This window comes from Marinomonas maritima (assembly GCF_024435075.2).
Lineage (GTDB): Bacteria > Pseudomonadota > Gammaproteobacteria > Pseudomonadales > Marinomonadaceae > Marinomonas > Marinomonas maritima.
Genome location: NZ_JAMZEG020000004.1, coordinates 91,079 through 106,583, shown reverse-complemented (window position 1 = coordinate 106,583; position 15,505 = coordinate 91,079). Strand labels below are relative to the sequence as shown.

Sequence of the window (15,505 nt, the reverse complement as noted above, 5' to 3'; positions counted from 1 at the left end):
ATCTAAGGTAGGTATATATTCTTGACCTTATGGTTGAATTGTACGTTTTCTATACTATGCTTAACAAACTGTCGGGCTAATAATGAGAGAATTGTCACGACAAAAAAACAATAAATCTTTGAATTTAAAAGAGTTTAGGATGATTTTGTGAGATAAAACAGCATAAAGGAATTGCATCATGACGTTTAAAAAGCAAGTATTGTTAATCCTCATCTGCGTTGGTTTATTGCCCGCTTTAGCGATAACAGGGGTAGCCTTATTTATTTCTTCTAGTTCTATGACGGAAATGGCTTATAACCAATTATCGTCATTACGGGAAACTAAAAAAGACGCGATTAAAGAATACCTTACAGGGCTAGAGGATGAAGTCTATTTACTCTCAAGAAGCCCTCAAATCCAACAAGATATGCAAGCCTTGGATAAGGCTTTTGATGACGCTAGAAACTATCCATATTCAGCGCAACAACCTGCATTTTATGACATCAAAAAGACAACGCTTTCTTATTATGACCAGTACTTTAAGCCGTCTTTAGAGGCAAACAGTCTAGGTGTGAGTTTGCCAGCTATGTCGTCAATTGTAGGGGGTATTTCAGATGCAGGCTTGTTATTGCAATATGGTTATATGGTTGATAACCCTAATGGCGTTGGGAAAAAGGATGCCTTAGACAGTTCTACATTAGGATTGCAGTACGATACAGAGCATAAGCGTATACACCCTTACTTGTCGGAGGTGCAAAAACAATTTGGTTTTTATGATTTATTTTTGATCAACCCAAAAGGAGAGGTTATTTACAGTGTGTTTAAAGAGGTTGATTTTGCAACATCTTTAGTAACCGGACCCTATAGAGACTCAGGACTCGCTAAGGCTTTCGAACGTGCTGTGCAAGCATCAAAAGACCAGCGTATTTTTAATGATTTTTCTTTGTATGTGCCTTCATATAATGTGCCAGCAGGGTTTATTGCCGTTCCTATTATCGGGGCGAAAGGAGAGCGGTTAGGTGTGTTAGCCGTTCAATTTCCTATTGATAAATTGAATGCTCTAATGACTCAGCGTGCAGGATTAGGGGAAACAGGCGAAACCTATTTAGTGGGTGATGATCTTCGAATGCGATCAGATTCTTACTTAGACCCAATTTATCATTCGGTACAAGCCTCTTTTCAGCAGAAGGAAGGCAAAGGGCTTGTGGATACTCAAGCAGTCCAGCGAGCCCTACAAGGGGAGACAGCGACTGATATTGTTCAAGACTATAATGGTCATCCTGTGTTGTCTGCCTTTACTCCTTTGAACGTAAACGGACTTAATTGGGTTTTGGTAGCTGAGATGGATGAAGCCGAAGCATTAGCCAGTACAAAACAGCTACTGGAAGTTATTTTGGTGTTAATTGTTGTGGCAACGGTACTGGTTATTCTGACGGCATTTGGTGTTGTACGCATGGTGTTAAACCCTTTAGGTGCAGAGCCAAAAGAGATGCAGCATATTGCAGAGCGTATTGCGAATGGCGACCTGACAGTAAAGTTCGACACGAAAGTGCGTAAGCAAAGTGTGTATGGGGCGATGGGGTTAATGTCGGCCAATTTACATGATTTGGTCAGCCAAATTCGCCAAAGTGTCCTTACTCAAACCGCCACATCACAAGAGTTAGCGGCTATCTCAGAAGAGACAAGCATTAATGTGCAGTCTCAACATATGAATACAACACAAGTCGCGGCAGCAATGCATGAAATGACCATGTCGGTAAGTGAGGTATCAAACAATATTCAGGAGGTGGCTCGTGCCACGAGCGATGCCCAGCATCGTGTCAGCGAAAGCGTTGCTGCTGTATTAGGTGCCGCTCGAGATATGCATGATGTTGCAGATGAATTACGTCGCTCTCAATTAATCGTGAGTGCTTTAAATCAAAGTGCAGCCGATATTTCAGTGGTTATTGAAACCATACAAGGCATTTCTGATCAGACAAACTTACTTGCTCTAAATGCTGCCATTGAAGCGGCACGAGCAGGAGAGTCTGGTCGAGGTTTTGCGGTAGTCGCAGATGAAGTGAGAGGCCTTGCCCAGGGCACGCAGCGAGAAACAGAGCAAATAAGCGCGATTATTGATGCATTACAGCGTGGTGCGAAAGAGGCGCAAACCGTATTAGATGATAATGTGAAGCACGCAGAGAAAGTGTCTAATCAAGCAAAAGGTACGGTTGACCAATTGGAAGAGGCTATGCATTTTGTTGATAAAGTCGATGGGATGGCCATTCAAATTGCCAGTGCATCGGAACAGCAAAGTTCGGTGGTGAATGATATCAGTAAAAACGTGGAGGCTGTCAGCCAGGCTTCATCACAAAATGAGCAGGCCATCAATGAAATTTCCCAGTCGAGCGAGCAGATTTCTCAGTTATCGACAGCATTAAATGACTTGGTGTCGCGCTTTAAGCTGCAATAAAGAGGTAGTCATCAATAAAGCCCCAAGAGATGCGTACAAATCTTGGGGCTTTTACGGTTAGATAGACTAACGTTGCTTGGTTTCGAACTCTGGGTGAATCCAAACGGGCACGTTTAAGCTTGGTAATGCGTCTTTCCCAAGAATCATATCCGCGGCTTTTTCGGCCACCATGATGGTAGGTGCATTCAAGTTACCGTTGGTGATCGTCGGGAAAATTGACGAATCCACTACACGCAGGTTGTCAATGCCACGAACTTGGCAAGCTTCGTTTAACACGGCCATAGGGTCGCTGTCGCTACCCATCTTACAAGTACAAGAAGGATGATAAGCACTTTCTACGTTTTCTTTCACCCACTGGTCGATGTCTTCATCACTTTGAATACTAATGCCGGGTTGAATCTCTTCGCCACGGTATGTATCCAATGCGGATTGCTCAAGCACCTCACGAGTAAGGCGAATGGTATCGCGCCAATCTTGTTTGTCTTGTTCGGTTGAAATGTAATTGAACAATATACGTGGTTTGGCTGCTGGGTCTGCGGATTCAATCCACAATTTCCCACGACTTTCTGGCTTGTTTGGTCCAACGTGCACTTGAAAACCGTGCCCATCAACCGCTGCTTGACCATCGTAGCGCATGGCGGCTGGCAAGAAGTGGTATTGAATGTTTGGCCATTTCAAACCCGCACGAGAGCGAATAAAACCACAAGATTCAAAATGGTTGGTTGCGCCTAAACCGCTTTTGAACAAGATCCAGCGAGTGCCAATTAAGCCTTTGCTGATCAAGTCCAGTTTGCCATTTAGGGTGACTGGTTGCTTACAGCGATATTGGAAGTAGACTTCTAAGTGATCTTGTAAGTTTTCCCCGACACCGGGCAGTTCATGCACCAGCGGCACACCGGCTTTTTCTAATACGTCTTTTGGACCCACTCCAGACAGTTGCAATAACTGTGGTGAGCCAACGGAACCTGCGGACAGGATGACTTCTTTGCTGGCATGCACTTGGCTGACTTGGCCTTTCTTACTGAACTCAATGCCAGCGGCTTTTTTACCTTCCGCTTTGTTACTTTCAAATAAGACTTTGTGGCTCAGTACGCCAGTTTTCAGTGTGAGGTTAGGACGTTGCATCGCACGACGTAAATAAGCGTTAGACGTGGAAGCACGTACACCATTTTTCACGGTCATGTGCATTGGGCCAAAACCCTCTTGACGATGACCATTATAATCCGCTGTTTCGCCGTAACCTGCTTGGTTACCTGCATCAATAAATGCTTGATACAGTGGATTGTAGGTCATGTCGTTGCCGTTGTTGGTCGACAAGGGGCCGTCACCACCGCGATAAGTGTCTGCGCCGCCTTTCCAAGATTCGGCTTTTTTGAAGTACGGTAAGCAGGTTTGGTAATTCCAGCCCGTCGCACCGTTTTCTTCCCATTGGTCAAAATCGCACGCGTGGCCGCGAACATATACCATGCCATTGATGGAAGAAGAGCCGCCCAATACTTTACCGCGTGGGCAATGCATTTCGCGATTATCCAGTCCTGGTTCTTTCTCTGTGTGAAATTGCCAAGCGTATTTGTCTGAGTTCATTGGGTAAGACAACGCCGTTGGCATCTGGATAAAAATGCTTTTATCCGAGCCGCCCATTTCTAATAACAGAACGGAGTGTTCGCCGCTTTCTGTTAGTCGGTCTGCCAATACACACCCAGCAGAACCAGCACCAACGATAATGTAATCGTATGTTTCGTTTGCCATGACTTTTCTCATATCTTAAGAGTTAAGAGTCTCGCTTAGTAAGGTTTTTGAATGTCGTTTAGGTCAACAAAAACACTCTTGTTTTGTGTGTAGTGGTATAACGTATCGATACCATTCTCACGGCCAACACCAGACTCTTTGTATCCGCCTACGGGCATTTCTGCAGGGGAAGAGCCCCATGCGTTTATCCAACAAATACCGGCCTGCATTTGATTAATCACACGGTGTGCGCGAGCGAAGTCTTTCGTGAAGACGCCAGCAGCCAATCCAAATTTAGTATCGTTTGCACGCTTGATCACGTCGTTTTCATCAGTAAAGCTTAATACTGACATCACTGGGCCAAAAATTTCTTCTTGCACTTGTGGCATGTCATCGGTGCAATCAGTAAAGACCGTTGGCGCCACGAACGCGCCTTTGTCTAAGCCGTTTTCAATGACTTGGTAACCGCCACAAAGCAAGGTTGCGCCAGCGTCCTTCGCGGCCTGAATGTAGCCGAGAACCTTGTGCATGTGGTCTTTTGAAATCAAAGCGCCCACTTGTGTTTCCATGTCCATTGGGTCGCCAATGATCATCGCTTCTGTGCGCGTTTTTAGTTCTTTGGTGAAAGCGTCCATGATGTCTGCGTGAACGAATACGCGTGTGCCGTTGGTGCAAACTTCACCTTGTGTATAGAAGTTAGCGAGCATCGCTGCAGAAACCGCTTGATCAACGGGCATGTCAGGGAAAATGATCATTGGGGATTTGCCGCCCAATTCCATGGTCACATCTTTGAGAGACTGTGCAGACGCGGCCATGACTTTTTTGCCTGTACCGACTTCACCAGTGAAAGAGACTTTGTCGATGCCTGGGTGAGCGGTGATCATTTGACCTGTGCGACCATCACCTTGAATCACGTTAAACACGCCATCTGGTAAACCGGCTTGAGTGTAAATTTCAGCCAATTTAAGCGCGGTTAAAGGCGTTTCTTCGGAGGGTTTGAAAATCATCGCGTTGCCAGCGGCCAGTGCTGGGCCCGATTTCCACATGGCGATTTGAATAGGGTAGTTCCACGCGCCGATGCCAGCGCAAATGCCTAATGGCTCGCGGCGAGTGTAGAAAAAGTTGCCGTTGCCAAGGTCTTGGTATTCGCCTTGAATCTTGTCAGTTAGGCCAGCGTAATATTCAATGACGTCAGCGCCTGTTTCGATGTCGACACAAATGGCTTCTTGAAGCGGTTTACCGGTGTCCAGTACTTCTAAACGTGCGAGTACTTCGTTGTTTTCACGCAGTAATTCAGCGGCTTTTTTAAGGATACGACCACGTTCAACAGGGCTCATTGCGGCCCAGACTTTTTGGCCCTTCTTGGCGGATTCAACAGCAGCATCTAGCTCGGCTTGACCGGCGTGCTCAACGGTTGCAATCACTTCCCCTGTGGCAGGGTTAATGGTTTCAAAGTGTTCTCCGCTAGTGGATGCATGGTAGCGGCCGTGAATGTATTGCTGCTGATGTGCCATGATGTGCCTCTTATTGGTTAGTCTGTTTCGATGCTCTTTATGGAACCATCGAGGTATTAATGTTTTTTGTTAAACGTACGTTTAATAAAAACCATTGTACACATTTTTGATCTGTAATGGCAGTCGGGTATCAAGAGAAAGGCGTGAAGAGGACGTTTACAAGCCGTTTATGGCGCTAATAAGTCAGTTGGTGAAAAAGGCTTTTATATAGGAGGAATTGCCTCTTTTTGACGGTGGAAATAAAAAGAGGCATAGGAGAGTTATAGGCTTAGCACACCGTTTGAATCTTGGCTGATGGGGCTCGGAACATAGGCGTCTGCCATGTCATCGTTTAGCCAGTACTGATTGTCAACAAGGTAGCGGAATTGGTAAGTGTGATTGATTTCTAGATTTAAGGTGGAAGCAAAAATACCGGACTTTTGTTTGCGTAATGGGTGCGCTGAAGCATCCCAATCGTTAAAGTCGCCAACCACTGAAACGTTTTGGCCATCACCAATTATGTCTGCTGATAGCGCAAATTTCACTTTGCATTTTGGTTTGGTTTTTAAATATGTTTTCTCGATCATTTCCAGCTCCATGGCCTAGTCATAGGCAAAAAATTAGGCTACTGCAAAAGCCTGAGGGTTGATGAAACGACTATTTAAAATAGTCTCTTTAAATAAGCTCTTTAAATAAAGAACAGGCAAAACTTACGCCATATTACTTAAGTAATTAATCTATCGAAGAAAAGTGTATTACGTGCTGTTTAAAAAGCCTTTAGTTGGGTAGGCATCGCCTCTTTATTGGGTATAAATGCCCTGTTATTGGGCTTACGAAATGAATACATCCCGAGACGTAAATTCACAATTAGATGCGTTTAAATGTTCTACACTCAAAAGACACCAACAATAATAATGAGGTGTTTTTATGGATATTCAAATGATAGTTCTCATTGCGCTTAGTGTGATGTTGGTTATTAAAATTGTGTATCTGGTTGCTTTTAAACGCTCAGATCATGAACATCATCATCATTCCCATAGTGACCATTCTCATAGCCATCATCACGATCCACGGTCGTGAACGAGTAATAGAACTAGAGGCGACTCACTTCGTTGTGCCCTCGGTAGCGTTTGTTTTTCGCTTCTTTGACTGTATTGAGGTCTACTAGGACTAAACCGTCCACGCAGTAGCCAAAGTCTGAATCGACACCAAAGTCTAAGAAGCGAACTCCGCCCGACTCACATAGCTCACTGTATTGCTTAAACAGCGTAGGTACGCTGGCGCCAAAATGGCTGAGTTGTTCTTTTAAAATCTTGAAATCCTCATCGTAGTTGTCGCCACTAAACAGGGCTGAAATGATGTCAGTGTGTTCAGTATTGACCTGATAAGGTGTAAAAGAACGCGCTAAGTGTTCTTTGTCTGCGAAATACAATCGGTAGAATGACACGATGAAATCTTTTGCCACTTGTGGGTAGCTATTGCTCAAACTCACAGGCCCGAACATGTAGCGTATTTCTGGATGCCGATCTAGATAAGCGCCAATGCCATACCATAAATAATCTAAGCTGCGTTTGCCCCAATATTTAGGTTGGATAAAGCTTCGTCCTAGTTCGATGCCTTGTTCAAAGTAAGGCTCCATATCACACGAATACTGGAACAGTTCTGCACTGTATATTTTATTGGTTTTTTCTTCTTTCATGTAGCGTGCGACTTCGCCAATACGATAAGCGCCGACTATTTCTAATTCTTCTTCATCCCATAAAACCAAATGCCGATAGTACTGGTCGAATTTATCTAGATCAGAACGCTCTCCTGTACCTTCGCCGACTTTACGAAAGGCGATTTCGCGTAAGCGCCCGATCTCTTTCATCGTGACCGACACAGAGTCGTAATCGAACAGATAAATTTGTTTGTTGTCTTTGGTGCTACCAAGGTGTTCAGACTGTTTAAGTTCTTGTCGTATGAGCTGTCTATTCTGTGGGTGCTCAACTGTTTTTTCTGTTTTCAACAGTGGTTTTTTTCCCTTGGCGATACGGTACAGATGGCGTTTCACCAGTTTATTTTTTTCTTTGTCGCTTAAAGGTAATTTTGCTAATTCTTGAATGGGAATCGCCTGGCCTACTTGCATAGGAATCTTACGATTCTTTTGACGGAACATCTCATTGGCAAGCTGGATAGTAGATAGCGGGCGATACAAGAGTGAGCTTGTGTAAAACAACATAGAGTTACGGCCACCTATGTGCACCGGCAGTAATGGGCTATTGGTTTTTTGCGCCAGTTTTAAGTAGCTCTGATTCCACTGTTGGTCTTTTACACCACTTGGCGACATACGAGACACTTCGCCGGCGGGGAAAATAATTACGGCTTCTTCATTATGTAAGCAGTTCATAATGGCTTTCAGTTGCTGACGGCCCGTTTTCCCTCCTAGATTATCGACGGGTAAAACGAGACTTCTCAAGCCATCAAATCCCATTAATAAATCATTGGCGACGATTTTGACATCGGGTCGTATTTCACCAATGAGTCGGAGTAACGCTAAGCCGTCTAAAGCACCTAGAGGATGATTAGCAATGATCATCATACGGCCACTGGCAGGGATATTTCGGCGATCAACTTGACTTACTTGGTAACTAAAGTTGAAGTGATCCAGTATGCGGTCAATAAACTCGAAGCCAACACAGCCGTCGTTTTTTTCCAGGAATTGGTTTACTTCATTTTCGTGGAATAAGCGTTTTAAGACGCTTAACGTAGGGCGTGTAATAAATGGGCTTTTATCGAAAAACTGAGGAGATTTACTGGCAATCATTTGCTCGACTTGTATCACAGTGTTGCTCCGCTCTAATAAGTATTTTTAGTTCCTATTAGTGAGAGTAGAGCGTCAATATGACAGAGTCGTGACATTTAGATGGCGAAAATATGACCAGTCATTATGGTGACTGAAAAATGAGAAGGGCGTTAGCTGGTGGCGCGTGTAAAGCATCGTGGGATTAGCCAGAGGGTGTTTGGTCGTCTTCTTTTTCGAATTTGTAAAAGAAGTTCCATAAACAATATAAGGTAATACCTACTGCAACGGTGGCCCAAATTGGTTCATTTGATACCCATTCAAGAACAGACCATGCTACACATAATAGAGTGACAACCACTCGACGCCATTTAGGGCGAAAAAAAGCGCGATCAGATTCGGTAAGCATAATATTCCTGTGTCGGTAAGAATGTCATTGTAGAATTGTCTAGCATAGCAATTTGATCCGCCAACCTATATGCATTTAAGAACGGGCTTAAAGCAGCATTTATAGGGTTGGCGTACAAACGAAAATAGCGTGGAGTATTTTGGATAAACCAAATACTTTTAAGCTTGTTGTGGTTTCGTTTTGCTATTTCCTAGAGATATATGGCGTGATCCTGTTAGCTGAGACTGACCGCTAACCCCTGAATTGATTTTATCTATCTGCCCACCACGAGCAAGGAACTCTTGCATTTGCTTTTCAATGGATTCTGACGTCTCCGAAGCGGCCGGCTGTTTCTTCTTAGTTGCCATGATAAATAGTCCTTGTTTTTAATTTGAACAAGGACTATACCAGAATTTCACAAAATTTGCTCGTTCTAAGCTAACGTCTACAATCGTGCACCTATCGTTAGCTATGGTGGCTTGGCTCATGCTCTTTTTTACACATGGGAGTACGGGTGGTAACGACGAATGATTGGGTTTAAGAGGCGGGTGAACCAGCCTGTAAACTCAATCGGCGCGTCCAACACAGTTAAGCAAATACATTCGGCATCTTTAGTAACAATCGGCTTATGTTTATGGCTGGCATCGCGATTGATAAAGTCACCTTGACGGTAAACGCCACTCTCGTCAGAAAATGCGCCTTCTAACACCAAGGTAATTTCATCTCCAGTGTGAGTATGAGTAGGCATATGTGCTCCTGCTTTTACTCTTGTTAGCGCAATTTGTGCACCGCCTTCTTCGTTATAAAGCGTCGCGATTTTAAAAGAAGGTGATAAGCGTAGCCAAGTGAGGTCGTCGTAACCTTTTGTAATGAACTGGCGCAAGCTGTTGGGGATATTATAATCGTCCCACTGGCTGCTGCTGGCTACTTGTGCTAGTTGATTATCGACACTTTTTTGAACTGGCTGTTCGACTAGATTCTTGAAGAAATTGTCCTTCAAATTACTTAACTGACGGCTTTCTGTTTTTGCTTGATCAAAAAGGTGAGACCCCAGCATTTCTAGTTTTCTAATTTGCTGTTGGCATTCTGGGCAATGCTCTAAATGCGTAGACACACACAAAGAATGCACCAAAGGCAATGAACCCGCAGCGTAGTCGGTTAATATTTCTATCGATGGATGGTAGTTAATCATCGGTACTACCTCTTAACGTAAATAGTGAGTTTGTGTAAAGCAAGACGAACGCGCGACTTTATTGTGCCAAGAGGAAGTGATAATTCTTCGGCGGCTTCCTTATGGGTTTTGCCTTCTAGGTATACTTTCGCTAATACTTGCTTTTGGTCTGATGGCAATTTATCTAATCCTTGTTGAATGCGTTCTTGATCTCTTTTTTGCTGTGCGTCTTTAAACGGATCGGCATTTTCATCCACCACATTACGCCACAAGTATTCTGGGTCGATGTCTGATTGATGTCGGCTGTTTTTGCGTAAGTAGTCGATTCGGGCATTTCTTGCCAAGGTAAAAACCCAGGTATTAAGCGAAGCCGCTTCAGGCTTGTAGGTGTGTGCTTTATTCCAGATACGAATCATCACTTCTTGAGCAATATCATCGGCCATTATGTTAGAACCGGGTTGTGCGGCCAGACAAAATGACCTCACTCTTGGAACATAGTGATCAAACAAGCGCGCTAAGGCGGCTTGATCTCTGTGTTGAGCAATGGCAAACATGTCAGCCACTCGCTGTTCATCGGGTTGTAATGTTTTTGCGCGTTCCATTGATTGCTCCAGAAAGGAAGACGGTCATGACGCTTTGTGCGCTTTGGTACAGTTACGAGCCTAGTGTCAGTGTGGATCACTTTTTTTGTAGTGAACAGTAGAAAAAATACGTCTATCGAATAATGCCTTTCTCTTTGTCTATCGTATCCGAAAAAAATAGTGATCCAATTGTCTGTTTGATACGTTTATCTATTTATGCAATATGAAATGAAGATCCTCTTTTTAAAAGCAACAGTGAAGGTAAGTGGCGAGTATGACGGACTCTAAAATGGACGCAAATTCTTTGTTGATAGAACGCTTTAAAGCCTTCTATCAAGATGTTAAGCATCCACAACTCGATAAAATAGATGACGTTTACACGGATGATGTGTGGTTCAAAGATCCTGTCCATGAGTTGCGAGGCGCGGAGAAGTTACACGCCTACTTGTCCGCCATGTGTGTCAATGTACACAGCGGCCGCTTTGAGTACTTAGATCAGGTTGTGTCTGACAATACAGCGTATATTAAATGGAATATGCACTTTAAACACCCGAAATTAGGCAATAAAACCATTACCGTGCGCGGTGTTAGTCAGGTGCAATTTAATGAACGAATTTACTACCATGAAGATGTTTATGATTTAGGTGAGCTAATCTACGAACATGTGCCTTTGCTGGGTGCGGTCGTCAAAGGGTTAAAAAAACGTTTAGCGTTATGATGCCGGGAGAAATAGATGAGTCAAGTAACAGAAAACGGTGTAGTTTGGGTGACAGGGGCAAGTTCAGGGATTGGCCTATCGCTTACCAAACGTTATTTAGACGAAGGTTGGCGGGTTTTTGCCAGTGCAAGAAGCCAAGGAGGCCTTTCTGAATTGTTAGCAACGAATGATACCCTAACGTTTATTCCTTTCGACATTACGGATGAAAGCCAAGTGGATTTGGTTCGAGAAACGCTGAGTCTCTACACGCCTTATTTAGATTGTGCTGTATTAAATGCAGGGACGTGTGAATATTTAGATATGAAGGATACGGACCCAGACTGGAAAATGATGGATCGAGTGATGGCGGTTAACTTCTTTGGTTTGGTAAACAGTGTCGATGTTTGTTTGCCATTGCTTAAAAAGTCGGCGCGTCCTCATCTGGTTGGCGTCAGTTCTCAAGCGGTTCAAGCGGCTTTCCCACAAGCGGAAGCGTATGGTGCTAGCAAAGCCGCCGTTCGATACTTTTTATCTGCGTTAAGAATGGACTTGAAGCAGTTCAACATCGATGTAACATGCTTATTACCCGGTTTTGTCGACACGCCATTGACTCGAAAAAATACCTTTTCCATGCCTTTTCTTATGTCAGCAGACGACGCGGCAAATCGAATGTATTCGGCGTTGGCGTCTCGCCCTTTTGAATATGCGTTTCCTAAACGACTATCGGCCATGTTGTGGGCTGGAAGACATTTTCCCAAATTATGGCTCTCCTTGTTAACACCTAAAAAAACAGCCAGCAATTGACTTAACAAATACATCAGCGTGTCTGGTTAATGACGACACACATTTAAGGAGACAATGAGTGAGAATTGCCATTATAGGGTCGGGAATTTCAGGTTTAACCAGTGCCTATCTTTTACAACAACAGCATGATGTAACGGTATTTGAATCCGCAGGCCGTATTGGCGGACATACCGCCACGGTAGAGGTTGAGGAAGGTGGACGTACCAGAGCTATAGATACAGGTTTTATTGTTTTTAATGACTGGACGTACCCTAATTTCATTCGTTTGATGGACGAGCTTGGCGTTCCTTCTAGAGCGACTGAAATGAGCTTTAGTGTGAGTTGTCAGCGTACCGGACTTGAATACGGCGGCAATGATTTAAATACCCTGTTTGCCCAGCGCCGCAATATTTTCAACATTCCGTTTCTTGGCATGTTGAAGGACATTTTACGCTTCAATAAAGAAGCCATCCAAGATTTAGAAGGTGGTCAGTTAAAAGAAGGTGTGACATTAGGCGAGTATCTAAAAGAAAAGGGCTATGGCGCTCGTTTTGCCAGTCATTATTTGATTCCCATGGGAAGTGCCATTTGGTCATCGACACTCGACGAAATGATGGACTTTCCTTTGGTGTTTTTTGTTCGCTTCTTTAAAAATCATGGATTGTTGAGTGTGAATGACCGTCCGCAGTGGCGTGTGATTGAAGGCGGTTCATCAGCGTATTTACAGCCGTTAGTTGCTAAATTCAAAGACAGAATCCAGTTAGGAGCGCGCATCGCTCATGTCCAGCGTTCTGGTCATGATGTCGTGATTCAATTTGAAGATGGCGCTCAGCAGACCTTTGATCAAGTGGTGTTCGCTTGTCATAGCGACGAAGCATTACGTTTGTTAGCAGACCCAACACAAGATGAACACGCGATTCTTTCTGCTATTCCTTATCGAAATAACGATGTTGTGCTGCACACTGATACCAGATTGCTGCCGAAGAAAAAATTGGCTTGGTCAAGCTGGAATTACCATCTCGGTGCAGATCAAACCAAACCCGCGACACTCAGCTACAACATGAATATCTTGCAGCATTTTTCCAGCGATACTACATACGTGGTTACCTTGAATCAGACCGATATGATTGACGAAGACAAGATAATAGGGCGTTATCAGTACGCTCATCCTACTTTTTCGTTGGAAGGCATTAAGGCTCAAGATCGTTGGGCAGACATTAATGGCGTCAAAAATACATGGTTTTGCGGTGCGTATTGGCGCAATGGTTTCCATGAAGATGGGTGTTGGAGTGGTGTGCGTGTCGCCAACGGACTGGGCATTACTTGGTGAACAAAATGGATGGTAAGACAGAGGGTGATTTGAAAGGCAATTACGACCCCAAACACAGCGCTATTTATCATGGCACGGTTCGTCATCGTCGATTCTTACCTCGTGGCCATGCCTTTCGTTATCGTATTTTTATGATGTACTTTGACCTAGATGAGTTAGACGATGTGTTAGCAATGAGCCCTTGGTGGTCTATGGCGCCTTGGTCTTTAGCGAGGTTTTCCCGTAAAGACTATTTTGGCGATTCTGCCTTACCGATCAAGCAAGCCGTACAGGAAGAAGTGAATCAACGCCTTGGTTTAAGGCTATCTGGTGCGGTGCGAATGCTCACTAACTGTCGTTATTTTGGCTTCATTATTAACCCCATCACCATTTATTACTGCTTTGATGAAAATGAACAACTGCAAGCCATGCTGCTTGAAGTCACTAATACGCCGTGGGGCGAAAGTATTGCCTATGTATTAAAGTGTGATCCAAACAGCGTAACGCAACGTATTCAGTTCAGTAAAGAGATGCATGTGTCTCCTTTTCATCCTATGGATCATTTTTATGACTGGCGCAGTAATGTGCCGAATAAGAAATTAGCGGTGCATATGCAAAACAAAGAGTTGGCTGGTGAAGAATGCGTGTTTGATGCCACGTTATCACTGTCTCGTATGCCGTTGACGTCGTCCTCTATGGCCAAGGTACTGTTTAGTTACCCTGTCATGACGGCGCAGGTGGCATTTGGAATTTATTGGCAAGCACTTAAACTTTGGGTGAAAAAAATCCCTTTTCATCCACGCCCTACTAACTCATCGTCTACCACTAAGTAGCAAAACACATTAGGAGACTAATCATTATGAACTCCGTCAGTATGGATAATCGTAAAGTGAGAAAAAATAGAACAACAACATGGTTTGATAACCTAGCGCGTAAAATGGTATTTACCATGTTAGAACGACTCGAAGTCGGCCATCTTACTCTAGAAGAGAATGGTGAGATCTATCTATTTGGCGAAGCAAAAGAAGAGTCAAAATACATCGCTCACATACATATCCACGATATTCATACTTACCGAGATGTGTTTTTAAACAGCAGCATTGGTGCAGGCGAAGCTTATATGAAGGGCTGGTGGTCTTCTTCTGATGTGGTGTCGGTGATTCGTTTGATGGTCGCCAATCTTAATATTATTAATAAAATGGACGCAAAGCGGCCGATTTGGAGCCGTATTGGCGCAAAAATAGCTCATAGATTAAACGCCAATACCAAAGATGGATCGAAAGAAAATATTTCGGCTCATTACGATCTAGGTAATGATTTTTTCTCGCTCTTTCTTGATCCTACGATGATGTATTCATCTGCCGTTTACCCTCAAAAAGAGGCGTCTTTAGAAGAAGCATCTGTTCACAAATTAGATCGTATTTGTCAGAAACTTCAACTTAGCGAAGACGACCATCTATTAGAAATTGGAACGGGTTGGGGTGGTATGGCGATCCATGCTGCGAAACATTATGGCTGCCAAGTAACCACGACGACCATTTCTAAAGAACAATATGAATTTGCTAAAGCACGAGTCGAAGCGGAAGGGTTACAAGATAAAATCACCTTGTTGCTAGAAGACTACCGAGACCTAAAGGGCCAATACGACAAGTTAGTGTCTATCGAGATGATTGAAGCCGTTGGACATGAATACTATGACAGCTACTTCATGAAATGCAGTGAGCTATTAAAGTCACATGGTGTGATGGTTATTCAAGCCATTACGATTGCCGATCAACGTTATGATTATGCTCGTCGTTCTGTGGACTTTATTCAGCGCTATATTTTCCCCGGTGGTTGCTTGCCATCTAATCAAGTGATTGCTCATAAAATCGCCTCTAAAACCGACATGCAAATAGTAGGGTTGGAAGACATTACCGAGCATTACGCAAAAACCCTTGCCGATTGGCGGACACGCTTTCATGCGGCGCGTCATGAAGTCGTCGAAATGGGCTTTGACGATGTTTTTTGTCGGATGTGGGATTTCTACCTTGCCTACTGTGAAGGCGGCTTTAAAGAGCGAGCGATCAGTACTGGGCAGTTTATTTTTGCCAAGCCAGATCATCGGCTCTCTATTGAACAAAAATAGACGAGACGAATAAC

15 protein-coding genes are annotated in these 15,505 nt (G+C 43.8%); 7 read left to right on the top strand and 8 right to left on the bottom strand.

Annotated features, from left to right (window positions below):
* The first annotated feature begins 178 nt into the window (after positions 1-178).
* Complete coding sequence (locus M3I01_RS15695) at positions 179-2,431, top strand: methyl-accepting chemotaxis protein (protein ID WP_255896859.1); 2,253 nt, start codon at positions 179-181, stop codon at positions 2,429-2,431.
* Positions 2,432-2,497: 66 nt separating this feature from the next.
* Here M3I01_RS15695 and betA read toward each other — a convergent pair whose 3' ends face one another.
* The 3 genes from betA to M3I01_RS15680 all read right to left on the bottom strand — a co-directional run bounded on the left by betA (position 2,498) and on the right by M3I01_RS15680 (position 6,239).
* Positions 2,498-4,180, bottom strand: a complete 1,683-nt coding sequence (gene betA / locus M3I01_RS15690; RefSeq protein WP_255896858.1) for a choline dehydrogenase — start codon at positions 4,178-4,180, stop codon at positions 2,498-2,500.
* A gap of 35 nt (positions 4,181-4,215) precedes the next feature.
* Positions 4,216-5,673, bottom strand: a complete 1,458-nt coding sequence (gene betB, locus M3I01_RS15685; RefSeq protein ID WP_255896857.1) for a betaine-aldehyde dehydrogenase — start codon at positions 5,671-5,673, stop codon at positions 4,216-4,218.
* Positions 5,674-5,933: 260 nt separating this feature from the next.
* Positions 5,934-6,239, bottom strand: a complete 306-nt coding sequence (locus M3I01_RS15680; protein ID WP_255896856.1) for an isoamylase early set domain-containing protein — start codon at positions 6,237-6,239, stop codon at positions 5,934-5,936.
* A gap of 340 nt (positions 6,240-6,579) precedes the next feature.
* On the opposite strand from M3I01_RS15680, the gene M3I01_RS15675 reads away from it, so the two are divergent.
* Entirely contained in the window at positions 6,580-6,732 is a 153-nt protein-coding gene (locus tag M3I01_RS15675; protein ID WP_255896855.1) for a hypothetical protein, read from the top strand.
* A gap of 13 nt (positions 6,733-6,745) precedes the next feature.
* Here M3I01_RS15675 and M3I01_RS15670 read toward each other — a convergent pair whose 3' ends face one another.
* The 5 genes from M3I01_RS15670 to M3I01_RS15650 form a co-directional block, all read right to left on the bottom strand.
* Complete coding sequence (locus M3I01_RS15670) at positions 6,746-8,476, bottom strand: GNAT family N-acyltransferase (RefSeq protein ID WP_275565180.1); 1,731 nt, start codon at positions 8,474-8,476, stop codon at positions 6,746-6,748.
* A gap of 163 nt (positions 8,477-8,639) precedes the next feature.
* Positions 8,640-8,843 (bottom strand): hypothetical protein, encoded by a 204-nt coding sequence (locus tag M3I01_RS15665; protein WP_255896854.1) that lies wholly within the window; start codon positions 8,841-8,843, stop codon positions 8,640-8,642.
* A gap of 158 nt (positions 8,844-9,001) precedes the next feature.
* Entirely contained in the window at positions 9,002-9,190 is a 189-nt protein-coding gene (locus tag M3I01_RS15660) for a hypothetical protein (RefSeq protein WP_112134985.1), read from the bottom strand.
* A 128-nt stretch (positions 9,191-9,318) separates the two neighbouring features.
* Positions 9,319-10,014 (bottom strand): ChrR family anti-sigma-E factor, encoded by a 696-nt coding sequence (locus tag M3I01_RS15655; protein WP_255896853.1) that lies wholly within the window; start codon positions 10,012-10,014, stop codon positions 9,319-9,321.
* Between the two features lie 5 nt (positions 10,015-10,019).
* Positions 10,020-10,595, bottom strand: coding sequence for a sigma-70 family RNA polymerase sigma factor (locus tag M3I01_RS15650; RefSeq protein WP_255896851.1), 576 nt, complete (start codon positions 10,593-10,595; stop codon positions 10,020-10,022).
* Between the two features lie 253 nt (positions 10,596-10,848).
* Between M3I01_RS15650 and M3I01_RS15645 the strand changes: the two genes are divergently transcribed.
* Genes M3I01_RS15645 through M3I01_RS15625 form a run of 5 tightly spaced genes read left to right on the top strand, consistent with a single transcriptional unit; the run spans position 10,849 to position 15,491 of the window.
* Positions 10,849-11,292, top strand: a complete 444-nt coding sequence (locus M3I01_RS15645; RefSeq protein ID WP_255896850.1) for a nuclear transport factor 2 family protein — start codon at positions 10,849-10,851, stop codon at positions 11,290-11,292.
* Positions 11,293-11,307: 15 nt separating this feature from the next.
* Entirely contained in the window at positions 11,308-12,075 is a 768-nt protein-coding gene (locus M3I01_RS15640; protein ID WP_255896848.1) for an SDR family NAD(P)-dependent oxidoreductase, read from the top strand.
* 58 nt (positions 12,076-12,133) lie between these two features.
* Positions 12,134-13,384 (top strand): NAD(P)/FAD-dependent oxidoreductase, encoded by a 1,251-nt coding sequence (locus M3I01_RS15635; protein ID WP_255896847.1) that lies wholly within the window; start codon positions 12,134-12,136, stop codon positions 13,382-13,384.
* A 5-nt stretch (positions 13,385-13,389) separates the two neighbouring features.
* Positions 13,390-14,196, top strand: coding sequence for a DUF1365 domain-containing protein (locus M3I01_RS15630; RefSeq protein ID WP_255896846.1), 807 nt, complete (start codon positions 13,390-13,392; stop codon positions 14,194-14,196).
* Positions 14,197-14,222: 26 nt separating this feature from the next.
* Complete coding sequence (locus M3I01_RS15625) at positions 14,223-15,491, top strand: SAM-dependent methyltransferase (RefSeq protein ID WP_255896845.1); 1,269 nt, start codon at positions 14,223-14,225, stop codon at positions 15,489-15,491.
* Positions 15,492-15,505: the final 14 nt, after the last annotated feature.